This window comes from Kitasatospora sp. NPDC029312 (assembly GCF_055569215.1).
Genome location: NZ_JBVHXY010000011.1, coordinates 28,372 through 46,876, shown reverse-complemented (window position 1 = coordinate 46,876; position 18,505 = coordinate 28,372). Strand labels below are relative to the sequence as shown.

22 protein-coding genes are annotated in these 18,505 nt (G+C 72.9%); 13 read left to right on the top strand and 9 right to left on the bottom strand.

The window, feature by feature from the left end; all coding sequences use genetic code 11:
• Nucleotides 1-29: 29 nt before the first annotated feature.
• Nucleotides 30-812: a GntR family transcriptional regulator gene (locus ACZ4WV_RS11840; protein WP_465745376.1), complete on the bottom strand. Its 783-nt coding sequence runs from the start codon at nt 810-812 to the stop codon at nt 30-32.
• 320 nt (nt 813-1,132) lie between these two features.
• On the opposite strand from ACZ4WV_RS11840, the gene ACZ4WV_RS11835 reads away from it, so the two are divergent.
• Complete coding sequence (locus ACZ4WV_RS11835) at nt 1,133-1,936, top strand: exodeoxyribonuclease III (RefSeq protein ID WP_465745374.1); 804 nt, start codon at nt 1,133-1,135, stop codon at nt 1,934-1,936.
• Nucleotides 1,937-2,000: 64 nt separating this feature from the next.
• On the opposite strand, the gene rpsR is transcribed toward ACZ4WV_RS11835, so the two are convergent.
• Genes rpsR through ACZ4WV_RS11820 form a run of 3 tightly spaced genes read right to left on the bottom strand, consistent with a single transcriptional unit; the run spans nt 2,001 to nt 3,011 of the window.
• Nucleotides 2,001-2,243 carry a 30S ribosomal protein S18 gene (rpsR, locus tag ACZ4WV_RS11830; protein ID WP_465745372.1) on the bottom strand — a complete coding sequence of 81 codons (243 nt, stop codon included), beginning with the start codon at nt 2,241-2,243 and terminating at the stop codon, nt 2,001-2,003.
• A 13-nt stretch (nt 2,244-2,256) separates the two neighbouring features.
• Nucleotides 2,257-2,865, bottom strand: coding sequence for a GTP-binding protein (locus ACZ4WV_RS11825; RefSeq protein WP_465745370.1), 609 nt, complete (start codon nt 2,863-2,865; stop codon nt 2,257-2,259).
• Nucleotides 2,808-3,011, bottom strand: coding sequence for a hypothetical protein (locus tag ACZ4WV_RS11820; RefSeq protein ID WP_465745368.1), 204 nt, complete (start codon nt 3,009-3,011; stop codon nt 2,808-2,810). Before ACZ4WV_RS11820 ends, ACZ4WV_RS11825 begins: the two co-directional genes overlap by 58 nt.
• Before the next feature lie 192 nt (nt 3,012-3,203).
• Between ACZ4WV_RS11820 and rpmG the strand changes: the two genes are divergently transcribed.
• The 3 genes from rpmG to ACZ4WV_RS11805 are packed head-to-tail and all read left to right on the top strand — an operon-like array spanning nt 3,204 to nt 4,988.
• A complete protein-coding gene (rpmG, locus tag ACZ4WV_RS11815) occupies nt 3,204-3,368 on the top strand; it encodes a 50S ribosomal protein L33 (RefSeq protein ID WP_465745366.1) in 165 nt (54 codons plus the stop codon).
• 49 nt (nt 3,369-3,417) lie between these two features.
• Nucleotides 3,418-3,681 carry a type B 50S ribosomal protein L31 gene (locus ACZ4WV_RS11810; RefSeq protein WP_465745364.1) on the top strand — a complete coding sequence of 88 codons (264 nt, stop codon included), beginning with the start codon at nt 3,418-3,420 and terminating at the stop codon, nt 3,679-3,681.
• A complete protein-coding gene (locus tag ACZ4WV_RS11805) occupies nt 3,678-4,988 on the top strand; it encodes a GTP-binding protein (RefSeq protein ID WP_465745362.1) in 1,311 nt (436 codons plus the stop codon). The genes ACZ4WV_RS11810 and ACZ4WV_RS11805 overlap by 4 nt, the downstream gene beginning before the upstream one ends.
• A gap of 95 nt (nt 4,989-5,083) precedes the next feature.
• Here the strand turns inward: ACZ4WV_RS11805 and ACZ4WV_RS11800 are convergent, their stop codons facing one another.
• Nucleotides 5,084-5,863, bottom strand: a complete 780-nt coding sequence (locus ACZ4WV_RS11800) for an alpha/beta fold hydrolase (protein ID WP_465745360.1) — start codon at nt 5,861-5,863, stop codon at nt 5,084-5,086.
• A 72-nt stretch (nt 5,864-5,935) separates the two neighbouring features.
• Between ACZ4WV_RS11800 and ACZ4WV_RS11795 the strand changes: the two genes are divergently transcribed.
• The 4 genes from ACZ4WV_RS11795 (at nt 5,936) to ACZ4WV_RS11780 (ending at nt 9,027) form a co-directional block, all read left to right on the top strand.
• Entirely contained in the window at nt 5,936-6,361 is a 426-nt protein-coding gene (locus ACZ4WV_RS11795) for a MarR family winged helix-turn-helix transcriptional regulator (protein WP_465745358.1), read from the top strand.
• A 163-nt stretch (nt 6,362-6,524) separates the two neighbouring features.
• A complete protein-coding gene (locus tag ACZ4WV_RS11790) occupies nt 6,525-7,682 on the top strand; it encodes a GDSL-type esterase/lipase family protein (RefSeq protein WP_465745356.1) in 1,158 nt (385 codons plus the stop codon).
• Nucleotides 7,683-7,914: 232 nt separating this feature from the next.
• Nucleotides 7,915-8,499, top strand: coding sequence for a Dps family protein (locus tag ACZ4WV_RS11785; RefSeq protein WP_465745354.1), 585 nt, complete (start codon nt 7,915-7,917; stop codon nt 8,497-8,499).
• A gap of 222 nt (nt 8,500-8,721) precedes the next feature.
• Nucleotides 8,722-9,027 carry a GNAT family N-acetyltransferase gene (locus tag ACZ4WV_RS11780; RefSeq protein ID WP_465745352.1) on the top strand — a complete coding sequence of 102 codons (306 nt, stop codon included), beginning with the start codon at nt 8,722-8,724 and terminating at the stop codon, nt 9,025-9,027.
• Nucleotides 9,028-9,163: 136 nt separating this feature from the next.
• On the opposite strand, the gene ACZ4WV_RS11775 is transcribed toward ACZ4WV_RS11780, so the two are convergent.
• The 3 genes from ACZ4WV_RS11775 to ACZ4WV_RS11765 all read right to left on the bottom strand — a co-directional run bounded on the left by ACZ4WV_RS11775 (nt 9,164) and on the right by ACZ4WV_RS11765 (nt 11,619).
• Nucleotides 9,164-9,685, bottom strand: coding sequence for a MaoC family dehydratase (locus tag ACZ4WV_RS11775; protein ID WP_465745350.1), 522 nt, complete (start codon nt 9,683-9,685; stop codon nt 9,164-9,166).
• 83 nt (nt 9,686-9,768) lie between these two features.
• Nucleotides 9,769-10,743 carry a hypothetical protein gene (locus ACZ4WV_RS11770; protein WP_465745348.1) on the bottom strand — a complete coding sequence of 325 codons (975 nt, stop codon included), beginning with the start codon at nt 10,741-10,743 and terminating at the stop codon, nt 9,769-9,771.
• Nucleotides 10,744-10,893: 150 nt separating this feature from the next.
• A complete protein-coding gene (locus ACZ4WV_RS11765; RefSeq protein WP_465745346.1) occupies nt 10,894-11,619 on the bottom strand; it encodes an alpha/beta fold hydrolase in 726 nt (241 codons plus the stop codon).
• Between the two features lie 546 nt (nt 11,620-12,165).
• Between ACZ4WV_RS11765 and ACZ4WV_RS11760 the strand changes: the two genes are divergently transcribed.
• From ACZ4WV_RS11760 to ACZ4WV_RS11750, 3 genes are all read left to right on the top strand, one after another.
• Nucleotides 12,166-13,137: an alpha/beta hydrolase gene (locus tag ACZ4WV_RS11760; protein WP_465745344.1), complete on the top strand. Its 972-nt coding sequence runs from the start codon at nt 12,166-12,168 to the stop codon at nt 13,135-13,137.
• Between the two features lie 374 nt (nt 13,138-13,511).
• Nucleotides 13,512-14,321, top strand: coding sequence for a class I SAM-dependent methyltransferase (locus ACZ4WV_RS11755; protein WP_465745342.1), 810 nt, complete (start codon nt 13,512-13,514; stop codon nt 14,319-14,321).
• Nucleotides 14,322-14,487: 166 nt separating this feature from the next.
• Entirely contained in the window at nt 14,488-15,396 is a 909-nt protein-coding gene (locus tag ACZ4WV_RS11750) for an NAD(P)H-binding protein (RefSeq protein WP_465745340.1), read from the top strand.
• Nucleotides 15,397-15,525: 129 nt separating this feature from the next.
• Here ACZ4WV_RS11750 and ACZ4WV_RS11745 read toward each other — a convergent pair whose 3' ends face one another.
• Complete coding sequence (locus ACZ4WV_RS11745) at nt 15,526-16,512, bottom strand: GlxA family transcriptional regulator (RefSeq protein ID WP_465745337.1); 987 nt, start codon at nt 16,510-16,512, stop codon at nt 15,526-15,528.
• 399 nt (nt 16,513-16,911) lie between these two features.
• On the opposite strand from ACZ4WV_RS11745, the gene ACZ4WV_RS11740 reads away from it, so the two are divergent.
• Both ACZ4WV_RS11740 and ACZ4WV_RS11735 read left to right on the top strand, forming a co-directional pair.
• Nucleotides 16,912-17,523, top strand: coding sequence for an HD domain-containing protein (locus ACZ4WV_RS11740; RefSeq protein ID WP_465745335.1), 612 nt, complete (start codon nt 16,912-16,914; stop codon nt 17,521-17,523).
• Between the two features lie 356 nt (nt 17,524-17,879).
• The coding region (locus ACZ4WV_RS11735; RefSeq protein WP_465745333.1) for a M23 family metallopeptidase at nt 17,880-18,505 on the top strand (626 nt) is incomplete at its 3' end.

Below are 18,505 nucleotides of genomic sequence, written 5' to 3'. Positions count from 1 at the left end.
GCCGGTGCCTGAGGGTGTCGGAAAAGGCTTCAGGAGGCGGTGCGGACCTCGGCGCCCGCGCCGACCGCGCTGACCGGGGTGACCTCGACCAGGCCGGCCTCGCCGAAGGTCAACTTGCAGGTGTCCGCCCGGTAGGTGGAGACGGACAGCGCCACCAGCCGGCCCGCCGAGGCGTAGTGGGTGGTCAGCACCAGCACCGGGGTGCCCGGCGGCCGCTCCAGCAGCTGGGCCTCCTCGGCCTCGGCGACGCCCAGCTCGACGGCGCGGGACTCGCCGTCCACCTCCAGGCGCTCCAACTGGCGCAGCACCGAACGGGCGCGGTCGCTCTCGGCCCGGAACCCGGGCAGGTGCGGCAGCGCGGACGCCGGGACGTGCAGCGACTCGCTCGCCATCGCGCGGCCCTCGACCATGCGGACCCGGCGGACGGTGTGCACGGTGGCGCCCTCGGCGATCCCCAGGTCCTTGGCCAGCTGCGCGGAGGCGGGGGCGGTGGTGCAGTCGACGGTGCGCCAGGCCTGGCTGCGCCCGGCGCCGGGCCAGCCCTCCTCCTGCCGGTTCACCGGGACGCCGACCCGCGGCGCGGCGACCAGCGTGCCGATCCCCCGGCGGCGGACCAGGCGGCCCTCCAGCTCCAGCTGGTCGAGCGCCTGCCGCAGCGTGGCCCGGGCGACCCCGAAGCGGGCGGAGAGCTCGCGCTCGTTCGGCAGGACCTGGCCGGTGGAGAACTCCGAGTCGATGGCTCGCAGCAGCACCGTGCGCAGGTGCCAGTACTTCGGCTCCGGCACCGGCGAAAGCCGTCCTGTCGTTCCCACCCTGTCCTCCACCCTGCTGTCGTCCGCCCTGACAAGAAGGGCGGATCCCGGGCCCGCTGCCCGCTGTTGCGGCAGGTGGGAGAGCGGGCCTTTATCCGTCCTTCTTTATTAAAGGTCCTTGCAGTAAGCGACCCTAGGTGCTGTCTCGGGAGATGGTCAAGACCAATGGCACCGCTTGATGCGACTGTCGCGGAGATTCATGCCGCGTTCACGACAGCCGTTCACCACGGCCATTCACGACAGCAGTTGACCGGGGGTCCGCCGCCCGCCGGAGCGCGTCACGCTTCGGGGCCGACCAGGCCAGTCGGTAGGCTGCCCGGGTGATCGTGGTGACGAGTGTGAATGTGAACGGAATCCGGGCGGCGGCCAGGAAAGGCTTCGTCGAATGGCTGGCCGGAACCGAGGCGGACGTGATCTGCCTCCAGGAGGTGCGCTCCGAGCCCGGTCAACTGCCCGTGGAACTGCGCGACCTGGACGGCTGGCACGCGGTCTGGGCCCCCTCCGCCGCCAAGGGCCGGGCCGGCGTCGCCGTCCTCTCCCGCCGACAGCCCGAGCGCACCGCGATCGGATTCGGGTCGGCGGAATTCGACAATTCGGGCAGATACGTCGAAATCGACCTGCCCGGTCTGACCATCGCCAGCCTTTACCTCCCCTCCGGCGAAGTGGGCACCGAACGCCAGGACGAGAAGGAACGCTTCATGGCGGAATTCCTCCTCCACCTCACCGCCCTGCGCGCCCGCGCCGCCGCCGACGGCCGCGAAGTCGTGATCTGCGGCGACTGGAACATCGCCCACCGCCCCGAGGACCTCAAGAACTGGCGGGCCAACCAGAAGTCCGCCGGCTTCCTCCCCGAAGAACGCGCCTGGCTCTCCCGCGTCTACGACGAGGCCGGCTACGTCGACGTCGTCCGCGCCCTCCACCCCGACCGCACCGGCCCCTACTCCTGGTGGTCCTACCGCGGCCGTGCCTTCGACAACGACTCCGGCTGGAGGATCGACCTCCAGGTCGCCACCCCGGGCCTCGCCGCCAGGGCCGTCGAGGCCTACGTCGAGCGCGCCGACACCCACGCCGAACGCTGGAGCGACCACGCGCCGGTGACAGTGGCCTACGACCACGAGGCCTGAGGCAGCCGGCGGTCCCCGGGGGCGGGCACGGCGGCCGGGCCGACGGGCTCGTTCCGCGGCGGGTTCAGCGGGCCGTGGAGGAGTACGGCAGCAGGGCCATCTCCCGGGCGTTCTTGATCGCCCGGGCCATCGCCCGTTGCTGCTGGACGGTGAGCCGGGTGACCCGGCGGCTGCGGATCTTGCCCCGGTCGGAGATGAACTTCCGCAGCAGGTTGGTGTCCTTGTAGTCGATGTAGGCGATGCCGGCCTCGATGAGGGGGTTCGGGCGGGGCCTGGCCGGCCGTCCGGCACCTTGGCGTTTGGCCATCCGGGTTCTCCGATCAACGAGTTGAAGAAAATTCTTGGGGCAGCAGGGCCAGCGCGGGGTTGACCCGGTCGCGGGCGGCGGCGACGTCGAAGCCGCCGAGCGCCGCGCGGGTCAGTTCGCCCGTTCCCAGTCGTACGGTGCGGGCGGTGGGGTGGAGCTGGCGGAGCATCGCGAGGCCGGCCCGGCGCTCGGGGGTGTCGCCTTCGCGGTCGGCCTGCGGAACGGCCAGGACGGTGGCGTACTCGACCTGGTGGGCGAGCGTCTCGGCGCGGGTGCGGGTGTCGTCGGGGCTGGTCTGCAGGCCGTGTTCGGCCAGGTCGTCCGGTACGGACAGTTCGCCCGTCACCCGCTGCGGGTCCACCGCCGTGACGACGCCGGCGAGTTCGACCAGCTCGTGCAGGCAGCGGTCGTCGACCTCGCCGCCCGCGATCAGCTCGACGGCCGGGTGCGGGTCGCTACCGCCCCACAGCTCGACCACGGCGAGTCCGTACTGCCGGGCGTCCGCGATCCGGGCCGGCTCGGGCAGTAGGTCCTCGCGGAGCGCGCAGCACGGGCAGTCGTTGGTCAGTGGGATCTCGGCGGACCCGAACCGGCGTCGGGCGTCGCGCAGTTCGCGGTACACGGTGCCGAGGGGGGCGCGTTGCGCAGGTCGTGGTGGAGCACGACGGCGTCGACACCGCCGTGCAGCAACTCGTTCACGGTCCGGCGGCGTTCGCCCTCGTGGAGGCCGGCGACCACGACGACCGGGAGTTTGAGGTTCTGGGACACGAGGACCTCCTCTACTGGCGGTGGGCGGGCATGCGGGGGCTCCGGGCTGGACGGTGGGGCTGGGCGGGTGGACGCGGGCGTGACAAGGCGCCGCGCAAGGGCGGGCGCCGGGCTCCGCCTGCTCCCCGAAGACTAACCCAGATGAAAATGGATTTCATGTTGCTATAGTCGTCGTCGATCCGAGGAGGACTCATGGCACGCAACGAACTGCGCCCGATCATCAAGCTCCGCTCCACCGCGGGCACCGGCTACACCTACGTGACCCGCAAGAACCGCCGAAACGACCCGGACCGCATGGTCCTGCGCAAGTACGACCCGGTCGTGCGGCGGCACGTCGACTTCCGCGAAGAGCGCTGAGCACGACCACCACCCCCACCCACCCGCCACGACCGACAGGAGCACACCCATGAAGCCCGGCATCCACCCCGAGTACCGCCCCGTCGTCTTCCGCGACAACGCCGGCGGCCTCGCCTTCCTCACCCGGTCGACCGCCACCAGCAGCAAGACGGTCGAGTGGGAGGACGGCAACACGTACCCCGTCATCGACGTCGAGATCTCCTCGGCCAGCCACCCCTTCTACACCGGCAAGTCCCGCGTCATGGACACCGCCGGCCGGGTCGAGCGCTTCGAGCGCCGCTACGGCATCACCAGCCGCAAGGCCGGCTCGTGACCGGGCCCTCCGCGCCCGAGCGGCTTCCCGTCACCGTCCTGTCCGGCTTCCTCGGCGCGGGCAAGACCACCCTGCTCAACCACCTCCTCAACAACCGTGACGGCCTGCGCGTCGCGGTCATCGTCAACGACATGAGCGAGATCAACATCGACGCGTCCCTGGTCCGGGACGGCGGCGCACTGTCGCGGACCGAGGAGCGGCTGGTCGAGATGACCAACGGCTGCATCTGCTGCACCCTGCGCGACGACCTCCTGGAGGAGGTCGACCGGCTCGCCCGCGCCGGGCGCTTCGACTACCTGCTCATCGAGTCGAGCGGCATCTCCGAGCCCATGCCCGTCGCGGCCACCTTCTCCTTCGCCCGGGACGACGGCGCCACGCTCGGCGACCTCGCCCGGCTGGACACCATGGTCACCGTGGTGGACGCCGCCAACTTCCTGCCCGAGCTGCGAGCCGGGGACGAACTCGTCGAACGCGGCCTGGACCAGTACGAGGACGACGAGCGCACCATCAGCGATCTGCTCATGGACCAGGTCGAGTTCGCGGACGTGATCATCGTCAACAAGAGCGACCTGGTCACCCCCGAGGAGGCGGACCGGCTGGCGGCCACGCTCAGCCGCCTGAACCCGGCCGCCCGGATCATCCGGTCCACCTTCGGCCTCGTCCCGGCCGCCGAGGTCCTCGGCACCGGCCGCTTCGACGTCGCCCGTGCCCAGGAGGCGCCCGGCTGGGTCGCCGAGCTCAACGGCGACCACGTGCCCGAGACCGAGGAGTACGGGATCTCCAGCCTGGTGTACCGGGCGGACCGGCCGTTCCACCCCGCACGTCTCTGGGATCTCGTCAGCAGCCGCCTCGACGGCGGGGAGTTCGGGGCCGTCCTGCGCTCCAAGGGCTTCTTCTGGCTCGCCTCCCGGCCGTCCGTCACCGGGCTCTGGTCACAGGCCGGTTCGGTCGCCCGCTTCGAGCCCTCCGGTGTGCACACCGCCCAGCCACTGGACGCCTCCGAGGTCCTCTCCCGCGGGCAGGAGCTGGTCTTCATCGGCATCGGGCTGCGCGAGGACGCACTGCGCACCGCGCTCGACGGCTGCCTGCTGGCGGCGGACGAGCTGACGGCAGGAGCGGCCGCCTGGGGCGGGTACGACGATCCGTTCCCCGCCTGGGAGGAGTACTGCCCGGTCGACGCCGGGCTCGACGGGCATCCCGGCCACGAGGGGCACCTCGGCCACGACCGGGACTACGGGCGCGACGGCTCCGGCCGGGCCGTGCTACTGGGCGACCCGGCCGCCGGGCTCGCGGCTCAGCCGGTGTGACGGCGGGCGGTGCCTGCCGAGCGTGATGCGCGGCAGCACGCGCGCCTGCTGCCGCACGCCGGGCACGGCGCCGGCCGGTCTCGCCTTGCGGCAGGTCACTCCGCCCCGCGCAGATGGGCGTCGACCGCGGCGAAGGTCGCCTCCGGCTGTTCGATCTGCGGGAGGTGGCCCGCCTTGGCGATGAGCTCGAAGCGCCCGTTGCCGAAGGCCTTCGCGTACGCCGCGCCGTAGGCCGGCGTGGCGATGCGGTCGCTCTCGCCCCACAGCACGAGGGCGGGCACCTGGACGCGCGGGAGGCGGTGGAGCAGTTTGGGGTCGTACATGTAGGGGTCGGCCGCGAGGACGCGCATGGTGGCGATGTTGGCCCGCTGGGCGGCGACCTGCTCGGCGGGGAGGTCGGCGAAGTCGGTGTAGAAGCGGTCGGGGTCGTGCCAGGAGTGCTCGGCGGCGGAGCGGGCGTCGAGGGTGAAGAAGTCGGTGATCGGCTCGCCCTCGATCCGCACCCCGACGGCGTTGATCAGGACGAGGCCGGTGACGATCCCGGCCGTGTCGAGGACGGCCATCTCGGCGGCGGTCCAGCCGCCCAGCGAGGAGCCGACGACCAGGACGTCCTCCAGCCCGCGCTCGTGCAGCATGCGCAGGTAGTAGAGGGCGAGGTCGTCGACGCCGGCCAGCCAGTCGGGGCGGGGAGTGCCGTTCCAGCCGGGGTGGGTCGGCGCGATGACGTGCGCACTGCGGGAGAGGTGCTCGGCGAGGCCCACGACCGTGCGCGGGCCTCCGCCGCCGTGCAGCAATAGGACCGGCCTGCCCCGGCCGGCCTCGGAGACGGTGAGGGGCAGGTCGCCGTGGATGACGGTGGTGTTGTGAAGGGTCATGGCCGCAGCGTAACTAAATATCCTTATATAAGCTAGCTTGGTCGCCAGGCGGAGTCGCCCTAGACTCGGTCCATGCATGGTGAGCTGCAGGTTCTCGGAAGAGCGGTCAAGCAGGCGCAGTACCGGCAGCACCGGGCGCTCGACTCCGCACTGGCCGCCGTCGGCACGACGCTGGCCCAGTGGGACGCCCTGCGCGCGATCGACCGCCTGCCCGGGGCCTCGGCCCGCACCCTCTCCGCCGCGACCTTCCAGAGCGAGCAGGCCTTCGGCACGCTGGCCGGCCGCCTGTCGGCCCAGGGCCTGATCGAGCGCCGACCGGGGCACGGGCGGCGCATCGACCACCACCTCACACCCGCCGGCAGACAGGTCCTCGCCGCCGGGCACCGGGTCGCCGACGAGGTGCTCGCCGACTGCTTCGCCCCCCTGCCGGCCGAGGACCGCGCCACGCTGCTCGGACTGCTCCAGCGGCTCGGCGGCGAGGCGGACAGCCGCACCTGAGCGTTTGGCACTTGCCTAATTAGCCTAGGTAATTCCATACTTCTCGTAGGGCAATGGCGAGACCGCTTGCGGCGAGCCTGAAGGCCCTCAAGGCCGGTGCGGCGCGATCCACCCGGCACACCACGCGGCGCCCTCTGCACCGCACGACGACCCGAAGGGCGCCATGACCAGCATCACCACCCCCGTCACCGAGGACCTCCTCCACGGCCACCTCGACACCGAGCAGACCCGCCGCGGGCTGCTCCCGCACCGACTGCCCGCCCGCGCCCGCCGACAGGTACCGGACGAGCAGCTCGCCATGGCCGAGTCCCAGCCCTCCGGCATCCGCCTGGCCTTCCGCACCCGAGCCACCGCGGTCACGCTGCACGCCGTCCCCACCAAGCGCGCCTACCCCGGCGTGTCCCAGGTGCCCGACGGGGTGTACGACCTCCTCGTGGACGGGCGGCTCACCGCGCAGACCACCGTCCCCGGCGGCAACCTGCGCACCGTCGACCTCGCCACCAACCGCTTCGAGCTGACCGAAGGGCCCGCCGGCACCGCGCGGTTCACCGGTCTTCCGGCAGGCGACAAGACCGTCGAGATCTGGCTCCCGCACACCGAGACGACCGAGCTGATCGCCCTCGACACGGACGCTCCGATCGAAACCGTCCCGGCGGGTACGCGCAAGCGCTGGCTGCACCACGGGAGTTCGATCAGCCACGGCTCCAACGCCGGTCACCCGACCGGCACCTGGCCCGCCCTGGCGGCCATCGGCGCGGGGCTGGACCTCACCAACCTCGGCTTCGGCGGCAGCGCCCTGCTCGACCCCTTCACGGCCCGCACGATCCGCGACACCCCCGCGGACCTGATCAGCCTGAAGCTCGGCATCAACCTCGTGAACACCGACGTGATGAGGCTGCGCGCCTTCACCCCGGCCGTCCACGGCTTCCTGGACACCATCCGCGACGGCCACCCGACCACGCCGCTGCTCGTCGTCTCCCCGCTGCTCTGCCCGATCCAGGAGGACACCCCGGGCCCGCTCGCCCCCGACTTCAGCACCGGCACCCTCCGCTTCCGCGCCACCGGCGACCCGTCCGAACGCGCCGCCGGCCGTCTCACCCTCACCGTCATCCGCGAGGAACTGGCCCGCATCGTCGGCGAGCGCAGGGCCGACGGCGACCCCGAGCTGCACTATCTGGACGGGCTCTCGCTCTACGGCGAGCCGGAGTACGAGGCCCACCCGCTGCCCGACGGCCTCCACCCCTCCGCGGAGGCCCACCGCGTGATCGCCGGGCGCTTCGCGGACCTGGCCCTCGCCCCGGGGGGCCCGCTGGCGCCGTGACGCACACGGCGGCCGGCAGGCAGTCGGCGGCTCGGGATCACGAGCTCCGGGGGTCAACCGCGCGCGTTCCTCCCCCGCCCGCGCGGTTGACCCCTGGGGCGGGCTTGCGTTCGCCCGGGCGCGCGCCGGGGCGCCCAGTGGCAACAGTCGGTGCGCTCCTGGAACAAGCCCACTCCGCGCGCGCTCCTACCGTGGGACCACCCATCCGCCGACCACGCACCCGGGAGCTCCCATGAGCCAGTCCGACCACCCGCACACCACCGGGAGCAGCCAGCCGCTGCTGCACCAGAAGGGCGGGGAGATCCAGGAGTTCGGCACCGTCAGCCAACTGCCGCTCGGCCTGACCCGCGACGCCCGCCTCTACGCCTGCCAGCGGCTCAACCAGGTACTCGCGGACACCCGGATCCTGTACTCCCTCTACAAGAAGCACCACTGGCTGGTGCGCGGGGCGACCTTCTACCAGCTGCACCTGCTGCTGGACAAGCACGCGGACGAGCAACTGGCGCTGGTGGACGCGGTCGCCGAGCGGATCCAGGCCCTGGGCGGGGTCGCCGTCGGCGACCCGCGGCACGTCGCGGAGCTCACCACCGTCCCGCGCCCGCCGGACGGCGTCGAGGAGGTGCCGGCGATGCTGTCCCGGCTGCTGTCGGCGCACGAAGCCATCCTCGTCGACGCCCGCGACGCCGCGTCCAGGGTGGCGGCGCTCGGCGACGACGGGACGAACGACCTGCTGGTGTCGCAGGTCGTCCGTACCGGCGAGGCGCAGGTGTGGTTCCTCGCGGAGCACCTGGTGGACACCCCCCTGGTGCGACTGTGACTCGCCCGGCCCACCCGCGACCCGCCCCGCGGTGCCGTTTCCGGTGGACATCGCGTGGCGCTGGGCAGTTGAGGCCGGAGCGGCGCGGAGGGCAGTTGAGGCCGGAGCGGCGCGGAGGGGCGGCCGATGCCCGGGCAGCGGTGTACTTGATCACCATCTAGTTGAATGATAAATTAAATGGCAGCCCGGGCCCCCGCCCGCAGCCCGACAGCAGGAGGAACCATGACGACCACCATCGCGGACAACCCCGACCGGTCGCGGTTCGAGATCACCGAGGACGGCGAGCTCGCCGGTTTCGCCGAGTACCACCGGTACGAGAACGAGATCGCCTTCATCCACACCGAGATCGACCCGGCTTTCGCCGGGCGCGGCCTCGCGGGTGCCCTCGCCCGGGCCGCCCTGGACGCCGTCCGGGAGCAGGGGCTCGCGGTCCTCCCCTACTGCCCGTTCATCCGCGGCTGGATCGGCAAGCACCCGGAGTACGTCGACCTGGTCCCCGAGGCGCAGCGCGGCCGCTTCGGCCTGTGACCACCACGGCGGCCGCAAGCCGGAGCGTCGTCGACATGTGCAGAAGAACTCCCGTACGGGGTACCGGAGTTCTTCTGCATGCGCAGTTGCCCGCCGCGCTTGCGGCGGGCAACTGCGCCTACGGCGTCTCCCCGCTCTACTCCTCCGGCCCGCCCCGGCGTCGCAGCAGGTACTTGTGCTGCCCCGACAGCACGAGTTCGCCGCGCTGGTTGTGGATGGTGGCCTCGGTGACCACGATCCCGTTGTCGCCCTCCGGTTCCAGGCCGGTGACGGTGAGCTGCGGGTACAGGGTGTCCCCGGAGTGCACCTCGGCCAGGAAGGTGCAGGACAGCTCGACGAAGCCGATGAAGACCTCACCGATGAAGTGCGGGAAGAGCGTCGCTCCCGGCGCGGTGAAGGCGAGCACCTGAAGGCCGTGCACCACCGGCGCGGCGTGGCCGTGCCGCCGCGCCCACTCGGCGTCGTAGTGCACGGGGTGGTTGTCCGCGGACACCGTCTGGAAGGCTGCCGCATGGGCGTCCGTGAGCGTGCGGCTGGGGGCGCGGAAGACCTCGCCGATGCGCAGGTCTTCGAACGTCCTGGCGGGAACGACCAGGAACGCGTCGGGGTCGAAGGGCACCGAGGCGGCCGGTGTCGGGCCGGTGTCGGGCTTGATCACGATTGGGAAGTCCTCTCGAACGGGGCAGTGTGCGGTGTCGCTGCGCTGTGTCGGGTGGGCGGTGCCGTTGCCTGGGGCGGCCCCTACCTGCCGTCGGGGATCCGGACGGCCAGGAGGTTGGGGTCGTGGTTGGTGAAGTACGCCCCGTTGGCGATGTAGGCGGTGGTGCCCTGGACGGCGAGGGAGGTCGGGTTCTCCAGACCGTCCGCGCCGGTCAGCACGACGGTGTGGCTGCCGTCCGGCCGGACGAGGGCGACCTCGTTGTCCGCGTTGATCGCGGCCAGCAGGGTGTCCCCGCAGCCGGTGAACGCGAAGTCGTCGATGTCGACCAGGCCGGTCGCCCGGGTCTCGACGGGACCGGCGGTGCCGCCCCGGGTGAGCGGGATGCGCAGCACCGTCCCCTTGTCCAGGTTGGAGACCCAGACCGCACCGTCGTGGATCTTGATGCCGTTGGCTCCGAGGAACTTCACGGCGGCCAGTCCCGGCCCGGTGGCCCAGCGGGTGGGCGTGCCTCCGCCGCTCGGCACCCGCCAGACCGCGCCCAGGACCGAGTCGGCCACGTAGAGGTCGCGCTCGCTCGGGTCGAGCGCCAGCCCGTTGGGCAGGCCGGCGGCGGGCAGCGCGGCGATGCGCTCCGGCGTGCCGCCGGGCCGCAGGCCCCAGAGGCCCGTCAGGTCGTCGCTGCCGGTGGCGTAGAGGAAGTACAGGGTGCCGTCGTGGGCGCGGACGACTCCGCCGAGGAACGGTGACGACAGGGCGGGCGTGCTGGAGCCGGCGGGAGGCTCGGGCATCGTCGCGAGAACGCGCACGGTGCCGTCCCGGCCGATGCGGGCGATCTGTCGGCTGAAGGCGAAGGTGACGACGGCGCTGCCGCCGGGCTCCAGGGTGATGTTCTCCGGGCGCTGCCCGTCGGCGATGTCCAGGTGTGCGATGAACCGGACGTCCGGTCCCGCGGCGGCCGTCGCGGTGGTGGCGGGGCCGGCCGCGGTGACGGCGAGGGCGGCCGCGACGGCCGAGACCAGGAGGCCGGCGCGCTTGCCGGTCAGGAACGTGGGCATGGGGATTCGCTCTTTCCTTCTTCGGAGTGGTGGGCGGCCGCCGGGCACGGCGGCCGCTGGTTTCCGGGGAGCGGCGGCGGGGTTCACGCCGCCAACCGCCGCCGTTCGGCCCGGTCGGAGCCGGCCGGGCCGAAGGGGGGTGGGCGCGGATCAGCGGGAGGTGGCCCGGACGGCTTCCTCGATCAGCTCGACCACGCGGCCCGGGTGGGCGAGCATCACCAGGTGCGAGGAGTCGACTTCGACGGTGGTCATGCCGGCCCGCTGGTAGCCGTAGCGCTCGACGTCGGGGTTGATGGTGTGGTCGGCGGAGGCGACCAGGCCCCAGGAGGGCTTGGTCTTCCAGGCCGCGGCCGGGGCGGGCTCGGCGAACGCCCGTGCGGCGAGCGGACGCTGGGAGCGGGCCAGGACGGCGGCGAGGCCGGAGTCGACGTCGGCCGCGAAGATCGCGGGGAACTCGTCGGTCTCGACCGAGACGTCGGTTCCGGTGTCCGCCGAGCCTTCGATCGGGAAGGGGGTGTAGACGAGCGCGGCGGCCAGGTCGGAATCCGGGAAGCGCCCCTGGAGTTCACCGAGGCTTTCACCCTCCTCCAGGGCGTAACCCGCCAGGTACACCAGCGCCGTGACGTTGTCCTCGGTGCCCGCCACCGTGATCACGGCACCGCCGTAGGAGTGGCCGACCAGGACGACCGGGCCCGGGATCTGCCGGACCACGGAGGCGATGTACGCGGCGTCGCCGATCAGGCTGCGGTTGGGGACGGCCGGGGCGACCACGTCCAGGCCGCGGGCGAGCAGCTCCGGGATGACCCGGGCGTAACTGGAGGCGTCGGCGAAGGCGCCGTGGACGAGGACGACGGTCGGCTTGTCGGAACCTGACATGGCTGAACTCCCTTGATAGGTGGGTACTTGGCGAGCAATGCCGCCTGTCGCCCGGCCGCCCGTCCCCGTTCGCCGCCGTTCCGAACCCGGGGGCACCGCGCACGGGTGGCGGCTGATGGGGCGGTGTGTCTCTGACGCGGCGCGCGCGTGAAGTCGGCGCCGCGGCACGGGCGTTCCTCGGCCGGCAGCCGCAGGCGGTTTCGCTGCCGGCGTGGTACCGCCGGCACGTCGGGAACGCTACGGTCCGCCGCGGCGGCGGGTTGTTCGTCCGTGCCCCGGCTCTGGCCCACGCGCGACCAGGCGGACTTCATCGGCCTGGCGTCGCGCGACCTGGCGCCGGATCACGGGCCGTAGCGGTGGCCGGGGCCCGCCGCGACGGCCGGGAGCGCGGACGGTGCACGGAACGGCCGCCACCGGGGCGCTCAGGGGCAAGCCGCCCCCGCCAGGCTCGCCTACCGTGACGGGCACGGCTCAGGTGCGCGGACTCGCGCGCAGCCGTTCCGACACCCGCCCGCCGAGCTCCATCATCCCTCCGGGAGACATGACATGACGGACACCTACCCTCCGGTCCAGCCGGTTCTCGAACCGGCCGCCGCCGCCTTCGCGCAGGCCACCGCCGAGCCCCCGTACCTGTTCGACCTGGCGCCGGCCGAGGGCCGCAAGGCCGTCGACGAGGTGCAGTCCGGCGAGATCGCCCGGCCGGCCGTCGACGAGCAGTGGATCACCGTCCAGGGCGGGCCGACCGGAAGCGTCCGGGTCCGCATAGTGAAGCCGGCCGGTGCCGAGAGCGCCCTGCCGGTGATCCTGTACATCCACGGCGCGGGCTGGGTGTTCGGCAACGCCCACACCCACGACCGGCTGGTCCGGGAACTGGCCGTCGGCGCGGACGCCGCCGTGGTGTTCCCCGAGTACGCGCTGTCTCCCGAGGCGCGCTACCCCGTCGCCATCGAGCAGAACTACGCCGTCGCCCGGTGGATCGTCGAGCAGGGGGCCGACCAGCGCCTCGACGGCACCCGGCTGGCGGTCGCCGGCGACTCGGTCGGCGGGAACATGAGCGCCGCGCTGACGCTGATGGCCAAGGAGCGCGGCGATGTGCCGCTGACCCACCAGGTGCTCTTCTACCCGGTGACCGACGCCGGCTTCGACACCGCCTCCTACCAGCAGTTCGCCACCGGCTACTTCCTGCGCCGCGACGGCATGCAGTGGTTCTGGGACCAGTACACCACCGACCCGGCCCAGCGCGCCGAGATCACCGCCTCTCCGCTGCGCGCCACCACCGAGCAACTCACCGGGCTGCCGCCGGCCCTCGTGATCACCGGCGAGGCCGATGTCCTGCGGGACGAGGGCGAGGCCTACGCCAACAAGCTCCGCGCCGCCGGCGTCCCGGTCACCGCCGTCCGCTTCCAGGGCATCATCCACGACTTCGTGATGCTCAACGCGCTGCGCGGGACGCACGCCGCCGAGGCCGCCATCGACCTGGCCGTCCGCACCCTGCGCGGCGCGCTCCACGCCGGCTGACGACCGGACCCGGCAGCCACCCGGATGACCGCACCCCCGTCAACCGGGTGGCTGCCGGCACCTTCCTCGCTCAACTCGCCCTGAAGGCCTGAAGACCGGCGAGTTCTCGGCCATGCCAGGAGAGGGTGGCCGTGCTGCGGGCCGGCCCGCACGAGGTGTCGGAACCAGCCGCCGTGCGACCGCGCGCCGCACTCTGCGCGCACCCGCTGTCGACCCTCCGCGCACGGCCCCCGCCCCGGGCGGGCGGCTGCTCGACGGCCGTCCGCAGCACCATCGATCAGCCACGACCCGACAGGTACGGTACGAACCATGAACGCCATAGCGATGACTCGCGTCAAGCCGTTAGGGCCTCCCGCGACCCGAGGAGGCGACCGGTGACCACCACCCATGAAGAGCGGTACGGGGACCGTTACTTCGGCCACGGCGCCGACAACGAGCAGGAGCGGCTTGAGGCCCTGGCCGAGGCGTTGGACCCCGCCTCCTTCGCGACGATCAGCGGCCTCGCCCTGCCGCCGAACGCCCGCTGCCTGGAACTCGGCGCCGGTGCGGGGACGGTCGCCCGCTGGATGGCGGAGCGCTTCCCCGAGGGCGAGGTCACCGCGACCGACCTCACCACCCAGCTGATCGAACGCGAGCCGCACCGCCCGGCCAACCTGAGGATCGTCCGGCACGACATCACCCGTGACCCGCTGCCCGAGAACACCTTCGACCTCGTCCACACCCGCTACGTCCTCACCCATCTCGCGGACCGCGACCGCGTGTTGACTGGCCTGGTCCGCTCCCTGGCGCCGGGCGGACGCCTCGTCCTGGAGGAGGTCGCCCACTTCGCCCTGGCGGCGGCGCGTGACACCGCGTACCGGAAGGTCTCCCTCGGCGTGTTCGAGTTCCTCGGGGAGTTGGTCGGCACGGACACCGAGTGGGCCCTGGACCTCCCCCGCCACGCCACCGCGCTCGGCCTGGACGAGATCGAGTACTCCGCCACCTGCTCCACGGTCGCCCACGACACCCCCATGGGCCGCTGCTGGCGCCTGACGATCGAACACATCGCGGACGTCCTGGCCACCCGGCCGGGCATCGGCCCGGACGCCGTCAGTACCGTCCTGGGCGCCCTCGCCGCACCGGGATTCATGGACCTCGGCCCGGCGACGGTGACCCTGACGGCGCGCAAGCCCCTGCTGCCCTGACCCGCCGGCGTTCGCCCCGGGCGGAGCCCGCCCGCTCCGCCCAACGGGCGCCATACCCGCCGTACCCGTCATACCCGCCGTACCCGTCATACCCGTCATACCCGGAAGGCATCAATCGCCGGGAAGGGTATTGGACGCCTCGGAGGGCCGCGCCGAGACTCGTCGCATGATTGTCATCACCGCTCCCACCGGCCAGATCGGCAGCCGGCTCCTGGACATCCTCCTCAACGAGAACGGCCCGCACCGCGAGGACCTGCGCGTCGTCGTCCGTGACCCCGGGAAGCTCCCCGAGACGGTCCGCGCCCGCGTCGACGTGGTCACCGGCTCGCACGGCGACGCGCCGGTCGTCGACCGGGCCTTCGCCGACGCGGACGCCGTCTTCTGGCTGGTGCCCTCGAACCGACAGGCACCGAGCCTGGACGCCGTGTACTCCGGGTTCACCGACGCCGCCGCGAAGGCCTTCACGACCCATGGAGTCGGCCACGTCGTCGGCGTCTCGGCGCTCGGCCGGGGCACCCCCGTCGCCGACCGCGCCGGGCACGTGACGGCCTCGCTGGCCATGGACGACCTGATCGCGGGCACGGGCGTGGCCTACCGGGCGCTCGCCAACCCGACGTTCATGGACAACCTGCTGCGGCAGGTGGCCGCGATCCGCGACCACGGTGTGTTCACCGACCTGGTCGAGGCCGACCGGAAGGCGCCGATGGCCGCCACCCGGGACATCGCCTCGGCCGCCGCCGACCTCCTGCTCGACCGCCCGTGGACGGGGACGGGCGACGTCCCGGTGCTGGGGCCCGAGGACCTTTCGCCGAACGACCTGGCGCGGATCATCTCCGAGGTGCTCGGCCGCCCGATCCGCTACGAGCGGCAGACACCGGATGCGTTCCGCACCGCACTCGCCGGGCGCGGTGTCGGGGAGGCGCTCGTGCAGGGCTACCTCGACATGATGCGCGCCAAGGACGACGGCCTCGACGCGGGCGTGCGGCGCACGCCGCAGACCGCGAGCCCGACGACCTTCCGCGAGTGGTGCGAGCAGGTCCTCGCGCCGGCGGTCGCGCAGGTCCCGGCGAGGTGAGCCGGTCCGCGCGGCCGTAACCGCTCGCCCCGGGCGGCGAGGCCCTGCGGGACCGGTTCCGGCGGGCAAGGCCGAGTAGCGCGAAGGGACGGACGGGCCGGACGGGCTGGCGGGCTGGCGGAGCGCCCCTCAGCCCCTCCGCCCGAGCGCGCCCGTGCCTCCGCCGGGGCCTCCGCTGCTGCGGAAGGTGGCGCGGTACCCCTTCGGGGAGATCCCGACGACACGCTTGAAGCGTTCGCGGAAGGCGGTCGGCGATCCGAAGCCGGTCTGGCCCGCGATGCGGCTGATCGTGTGGTCGGTGTTCTCGAGCAGGAACTGCGCCTGCCGCACGCGGGCCCGCAGCAGCCACTGCAGCGGGGTGGTGCCGGTCTGCTCGCGGAACCGGCGGCTGAAGCTCCGTCCGCTCATGCCGCTGCGGCGCGCCAGGAGACCGAGCGTGAGCGGGTCGCCGAGGTGCTCCTCCATCCAGGCGAGCACCGGTTCCAGGGTCGAGCCCTGCGGGACCGCCGGCCTGGGGCGGACGATGAACTGGGCCTGGCCGCCCTCGCGTTCCAGCGGGGTGACGGCCAGGCGGGCCGCGTCGGAGGCCACTGCGGAGCCGAAGTCACGGCGGATCATGTGCAGGCACAGGTCGAGCCCGGCCGAGGCGCCGGCGGACGTCAGCAGTTGACCGTTGTCGACGTAGAGGACGTCGGGGCGCACTTCCACCGCGGGGTGGCGCCGAGCCAGTTCGTCGGCGGCGGCCCAGTGGGTGGTCGCGGGCAGGCCGTCGAGCAGGCCCGTCGCGGCGAGGTCGAAGGCCCCGGCGCAGATGGAGGCGATCCTCGCGCCCCGGGCCGCCGTCCGGCGCAGGAGTGCCACCACCTCCTCGTCCGGCGCGGGCGCGCCTTCCGCCCGCCCGGGCACGATCACCGTGTCGGCGTCCGCCAGCCCGTCCAAGCCCCACGGCGCGGCGATCGTGAAGCCCTCGGCCGGGACCTGCGGGACCGGGCCGCACACCCGCACCTGGTAGGCGGGGCGCCCGTCGGGAAGCCGGACCCGGCCGAAGAGCTCCAGGGGCGTGGCCAGATCGAACGGGATGACCCGCTCGAGCGCCAGGACCGCGACGGTGTGCACGTGTGACTCCTCAGTTCCAGCCGGATGCTCAGCCGCACCCACTCTCCCAAGAACCACCGGTGGCGCAGGCCCCGGTGGCGAGAATCAGAGCATCCCGGGCGATTTCACCGCTGTTCGGTCCGCGGCACGGTTCATAGCCTCTCAACATCAACTCTGAACGGGAGAAAGGATTCACGCGTGAGCGACACGAGCGAGGGCGCGTCCGCCACCACCCGCCGCACGGTGCTGCGGCGCGGTGCCGGAATCGCCGCCGGCATGGCGTCCGCCCTCTCCGTCACGGCATTCACCACGCCCGGTGCCGGAGCCCGCCCTGCCTCCGGGCCAGGCACTGCGCCGGGGCCAGGCACTGCTGCCACCCACCCTCGCGGCGCCCTGCCCGCGACGGTGGCGGGAATCCGTGTGCCTGACACCGAACTGACCCGCGCCACCGTGGCGTTCGCACGGAGGACGTGCCCAGAGACGCTCTTCAACCACCTCATGCGGACCTACCTCTTCGGCGCCCTGCTGTTCGAGCGGCGCGGCGTCCGGTACGACCGCGAGCTGGTGTTCGTCGCCGCGCTCCTGCACGACCTCGGGCTGGTCGAGGAGTTCCGGACGCCCACCGAGCGCTTCGAGGTCGACGGTGCCGACGCGGCGCAGCGGTTCCTGGAGCAACGCAACGTGGGCGCCTCGCGCACGGCGCTGGTCTGGGACGCCATCGCCCTGCACACCAGCGTCGGCATCGCGACGCGGAAGCGGCCGGAGATCGCCATGATCTGTGTCGGCTCCGGACTCGACTTCACCGGGAACGGCCTGGATCAGCTCCCGCCCGACGCCCTCGCGGAGGTGCTCTCCGCCTTCCCCCGGGCGGGGTTCAAGGAGGCGGCGCTGGACGACATCCTGTCGCTGTGCCGCACGAAGCCGATGGCGGAACTCATGCACCCGTTCGCCGAGGTCGGCCGTCGCCACCTCCCGGACTTCCGCGTGCCCACCGTGGAGGATCTGCTGCTCTCCGCCCCGTTCGAGGAATGACGCCGCCGCCCGGGCGGTTCCGGCCCGTGCGGCGGGGCGTCAGCTCCGGCCCGGGCCGCCGGGCCGGGCCGGCTCGGCCGGCTCCGTCAGGCGGGCCGGGTGTTTCGGGGCGCCGGGAGAGAAGAGAACAGTCTCGCCGATCGGCCCGCTCCCTGTCAGTCCGTATGGTTCCGGGTTCTGCGCCGCGCGGCGCGTGGCTACCGTCCCAACCGCTCGACACCCTGGCGGTCCGGACGGGCCGCCGCCACGCGCCTTCAGGAGGTCACGTTGACCGCGCACCACCCCACCCGCAGGAGCATCCCCAGGTCCGCCGGCGGGCACGGCGCCCGCCGGCGCAAGGCATGAGGGGCGCCCCGGTGTTCCCCTCCCTCTCGCGCCGGGCCGCGCGCCTGGGCCTGGCCGCCGCCGCCCTGCTGCTGCCCGTCGCCGCGCCGGTCGCCCCCGCCGCGCTCGCCGCACCCGCCGCGGCCACCGGGTTCGCGGCGTCCTGCCCGACCGCGGGGTACATCTCCCAGGGCTACACCCCGGAGCACAACGGCATCGACATCGCCAACGGCTACGGCGCCCCGATCTACGCGGTCGGCGACGGCGAGGTGTTGGTCTCCGGGCCGGCGCAGGGCTACGGCCAGTGGATCCGGATCCTCCACCCGGACGGCACCATCACCGAGTACGGGCACATGCGCGAGCGGGAGGTCGCCACCGGTGACCACGTCACGGCGGGCCAACTGATCGCGCTGGTCGGCAGCGAGGGCACCTCCGAAGGCCCGCACCTGCACCTGCGGGTCTGGGCGGACGCGAACGCGACGGTGCGCACCGACCCGATCCCCTACCTCGCGGACCGCGGCATCACCATGCCGTGCACCCCGGGAACCGGCCCGCGCCCCGCCCCGTTGGTGTATCCGGCGCAGTCCGGGCGGGTGGTGTCGGCGCGTTCGGCGGACGGCCGGCTGGAGGTGTTCGCCGCCGGAGCCAACGGCGTCTC

What these genes read in the sequence shown, in the direction of transcription:
- rpsR (WP_465745372.1), bottom strand. Translation starts at nt 2,243, where the DNA reads ATGGCCAAACGCCAAGGTGCCGGACGGCCGGCCAGGCCCCGCCCGAAC.
- rpmG (WP_465745366.1), top strand. Translation starts at nt 3,204, where the DNA reads ATGGCACGCAACGAACTGCGCCCGATCATCAAGCTCCGCTCCACCGCG.
- ACZ4WV_RS11810 (WP_465745364.1), top strand. Translation starts at nt 3,418, where the DNA reads ATGAAGCCCGGCATCCACCCCGAGTACCGCCCCGTCGTCTTCCGCGAC.
- ACZ4WV_RS11800 (WP_465745360.1), bottom strand. Translation starts at nt 5,863, where the DNA reads ATGACCCTTCACAACACCACCGTCATCCACGGCGACCTGCCCCTCACC.
- ACZ4WV_RS11795 (WP_465745358.1), top strand. Translation starts at nt 5,936, where the DNA reads ATGCATGGTGAGCTGCAGGTTCTCGGAAGAGCGGTCAAGCAGGCGCAG.
- ACZ4WV_RS11790 (WP_465745356.1), top strand. Translation starts at nt 6,525, where the DNA reads ATGACCAGCATCACCACCCCCGTCACCGAGGACCTCCTCCACGGCCAC.
- ACZ4WV_RS11785 (WP_465745354.1), top strand. Translation starts at nt 7,915, where the DNA reads ATGAGCCAGTCCGACCACCCGCACACCACCGGGAGCAGCCAGCCGCTG.
- ACZ4WV_RS11780 (WP_465745352.1), top strand. Translation starts at nt 8,722, where the DNA reads ATGACGACCACCATCGCGGACAACCCCGACCGGTCGCGGTTCGAGATC.
- ACZ4WV_RS11770 (WP_465745348.1), bottom strand. Translation starts at nt 10,743, where the DNA reads ATGCCCACGTTCCTGACCGGCAAGCGCGCCGGCCTCCTGGTCTCGGCC.
- ACZ4WV_RS11765 (WP_465745346.1), bottom strand. Translation starts at nt 11,619, where the DNA reads ATGTCAGGTTCCGACAAGCCGACCGTCGTCCTCGTCCACGGCGCCTTC.
- ACZ4WV_RS11760 (WP_465745344.1), top strand. Translation starts at nt 12,166, where the DNA reads ATGACGGACACCTACCCTCCGGTCCAGCCGGTTCTCGAACCGGCCGCC.
- ACZ4WV_RS11750 (WP_465745340.1), top strand. Translation starts at nt 14,488, where the DNA reads ATGATTGTCATCACCGCTCCCACCGGCCAGATCGGCAGCCGGCTCCTG.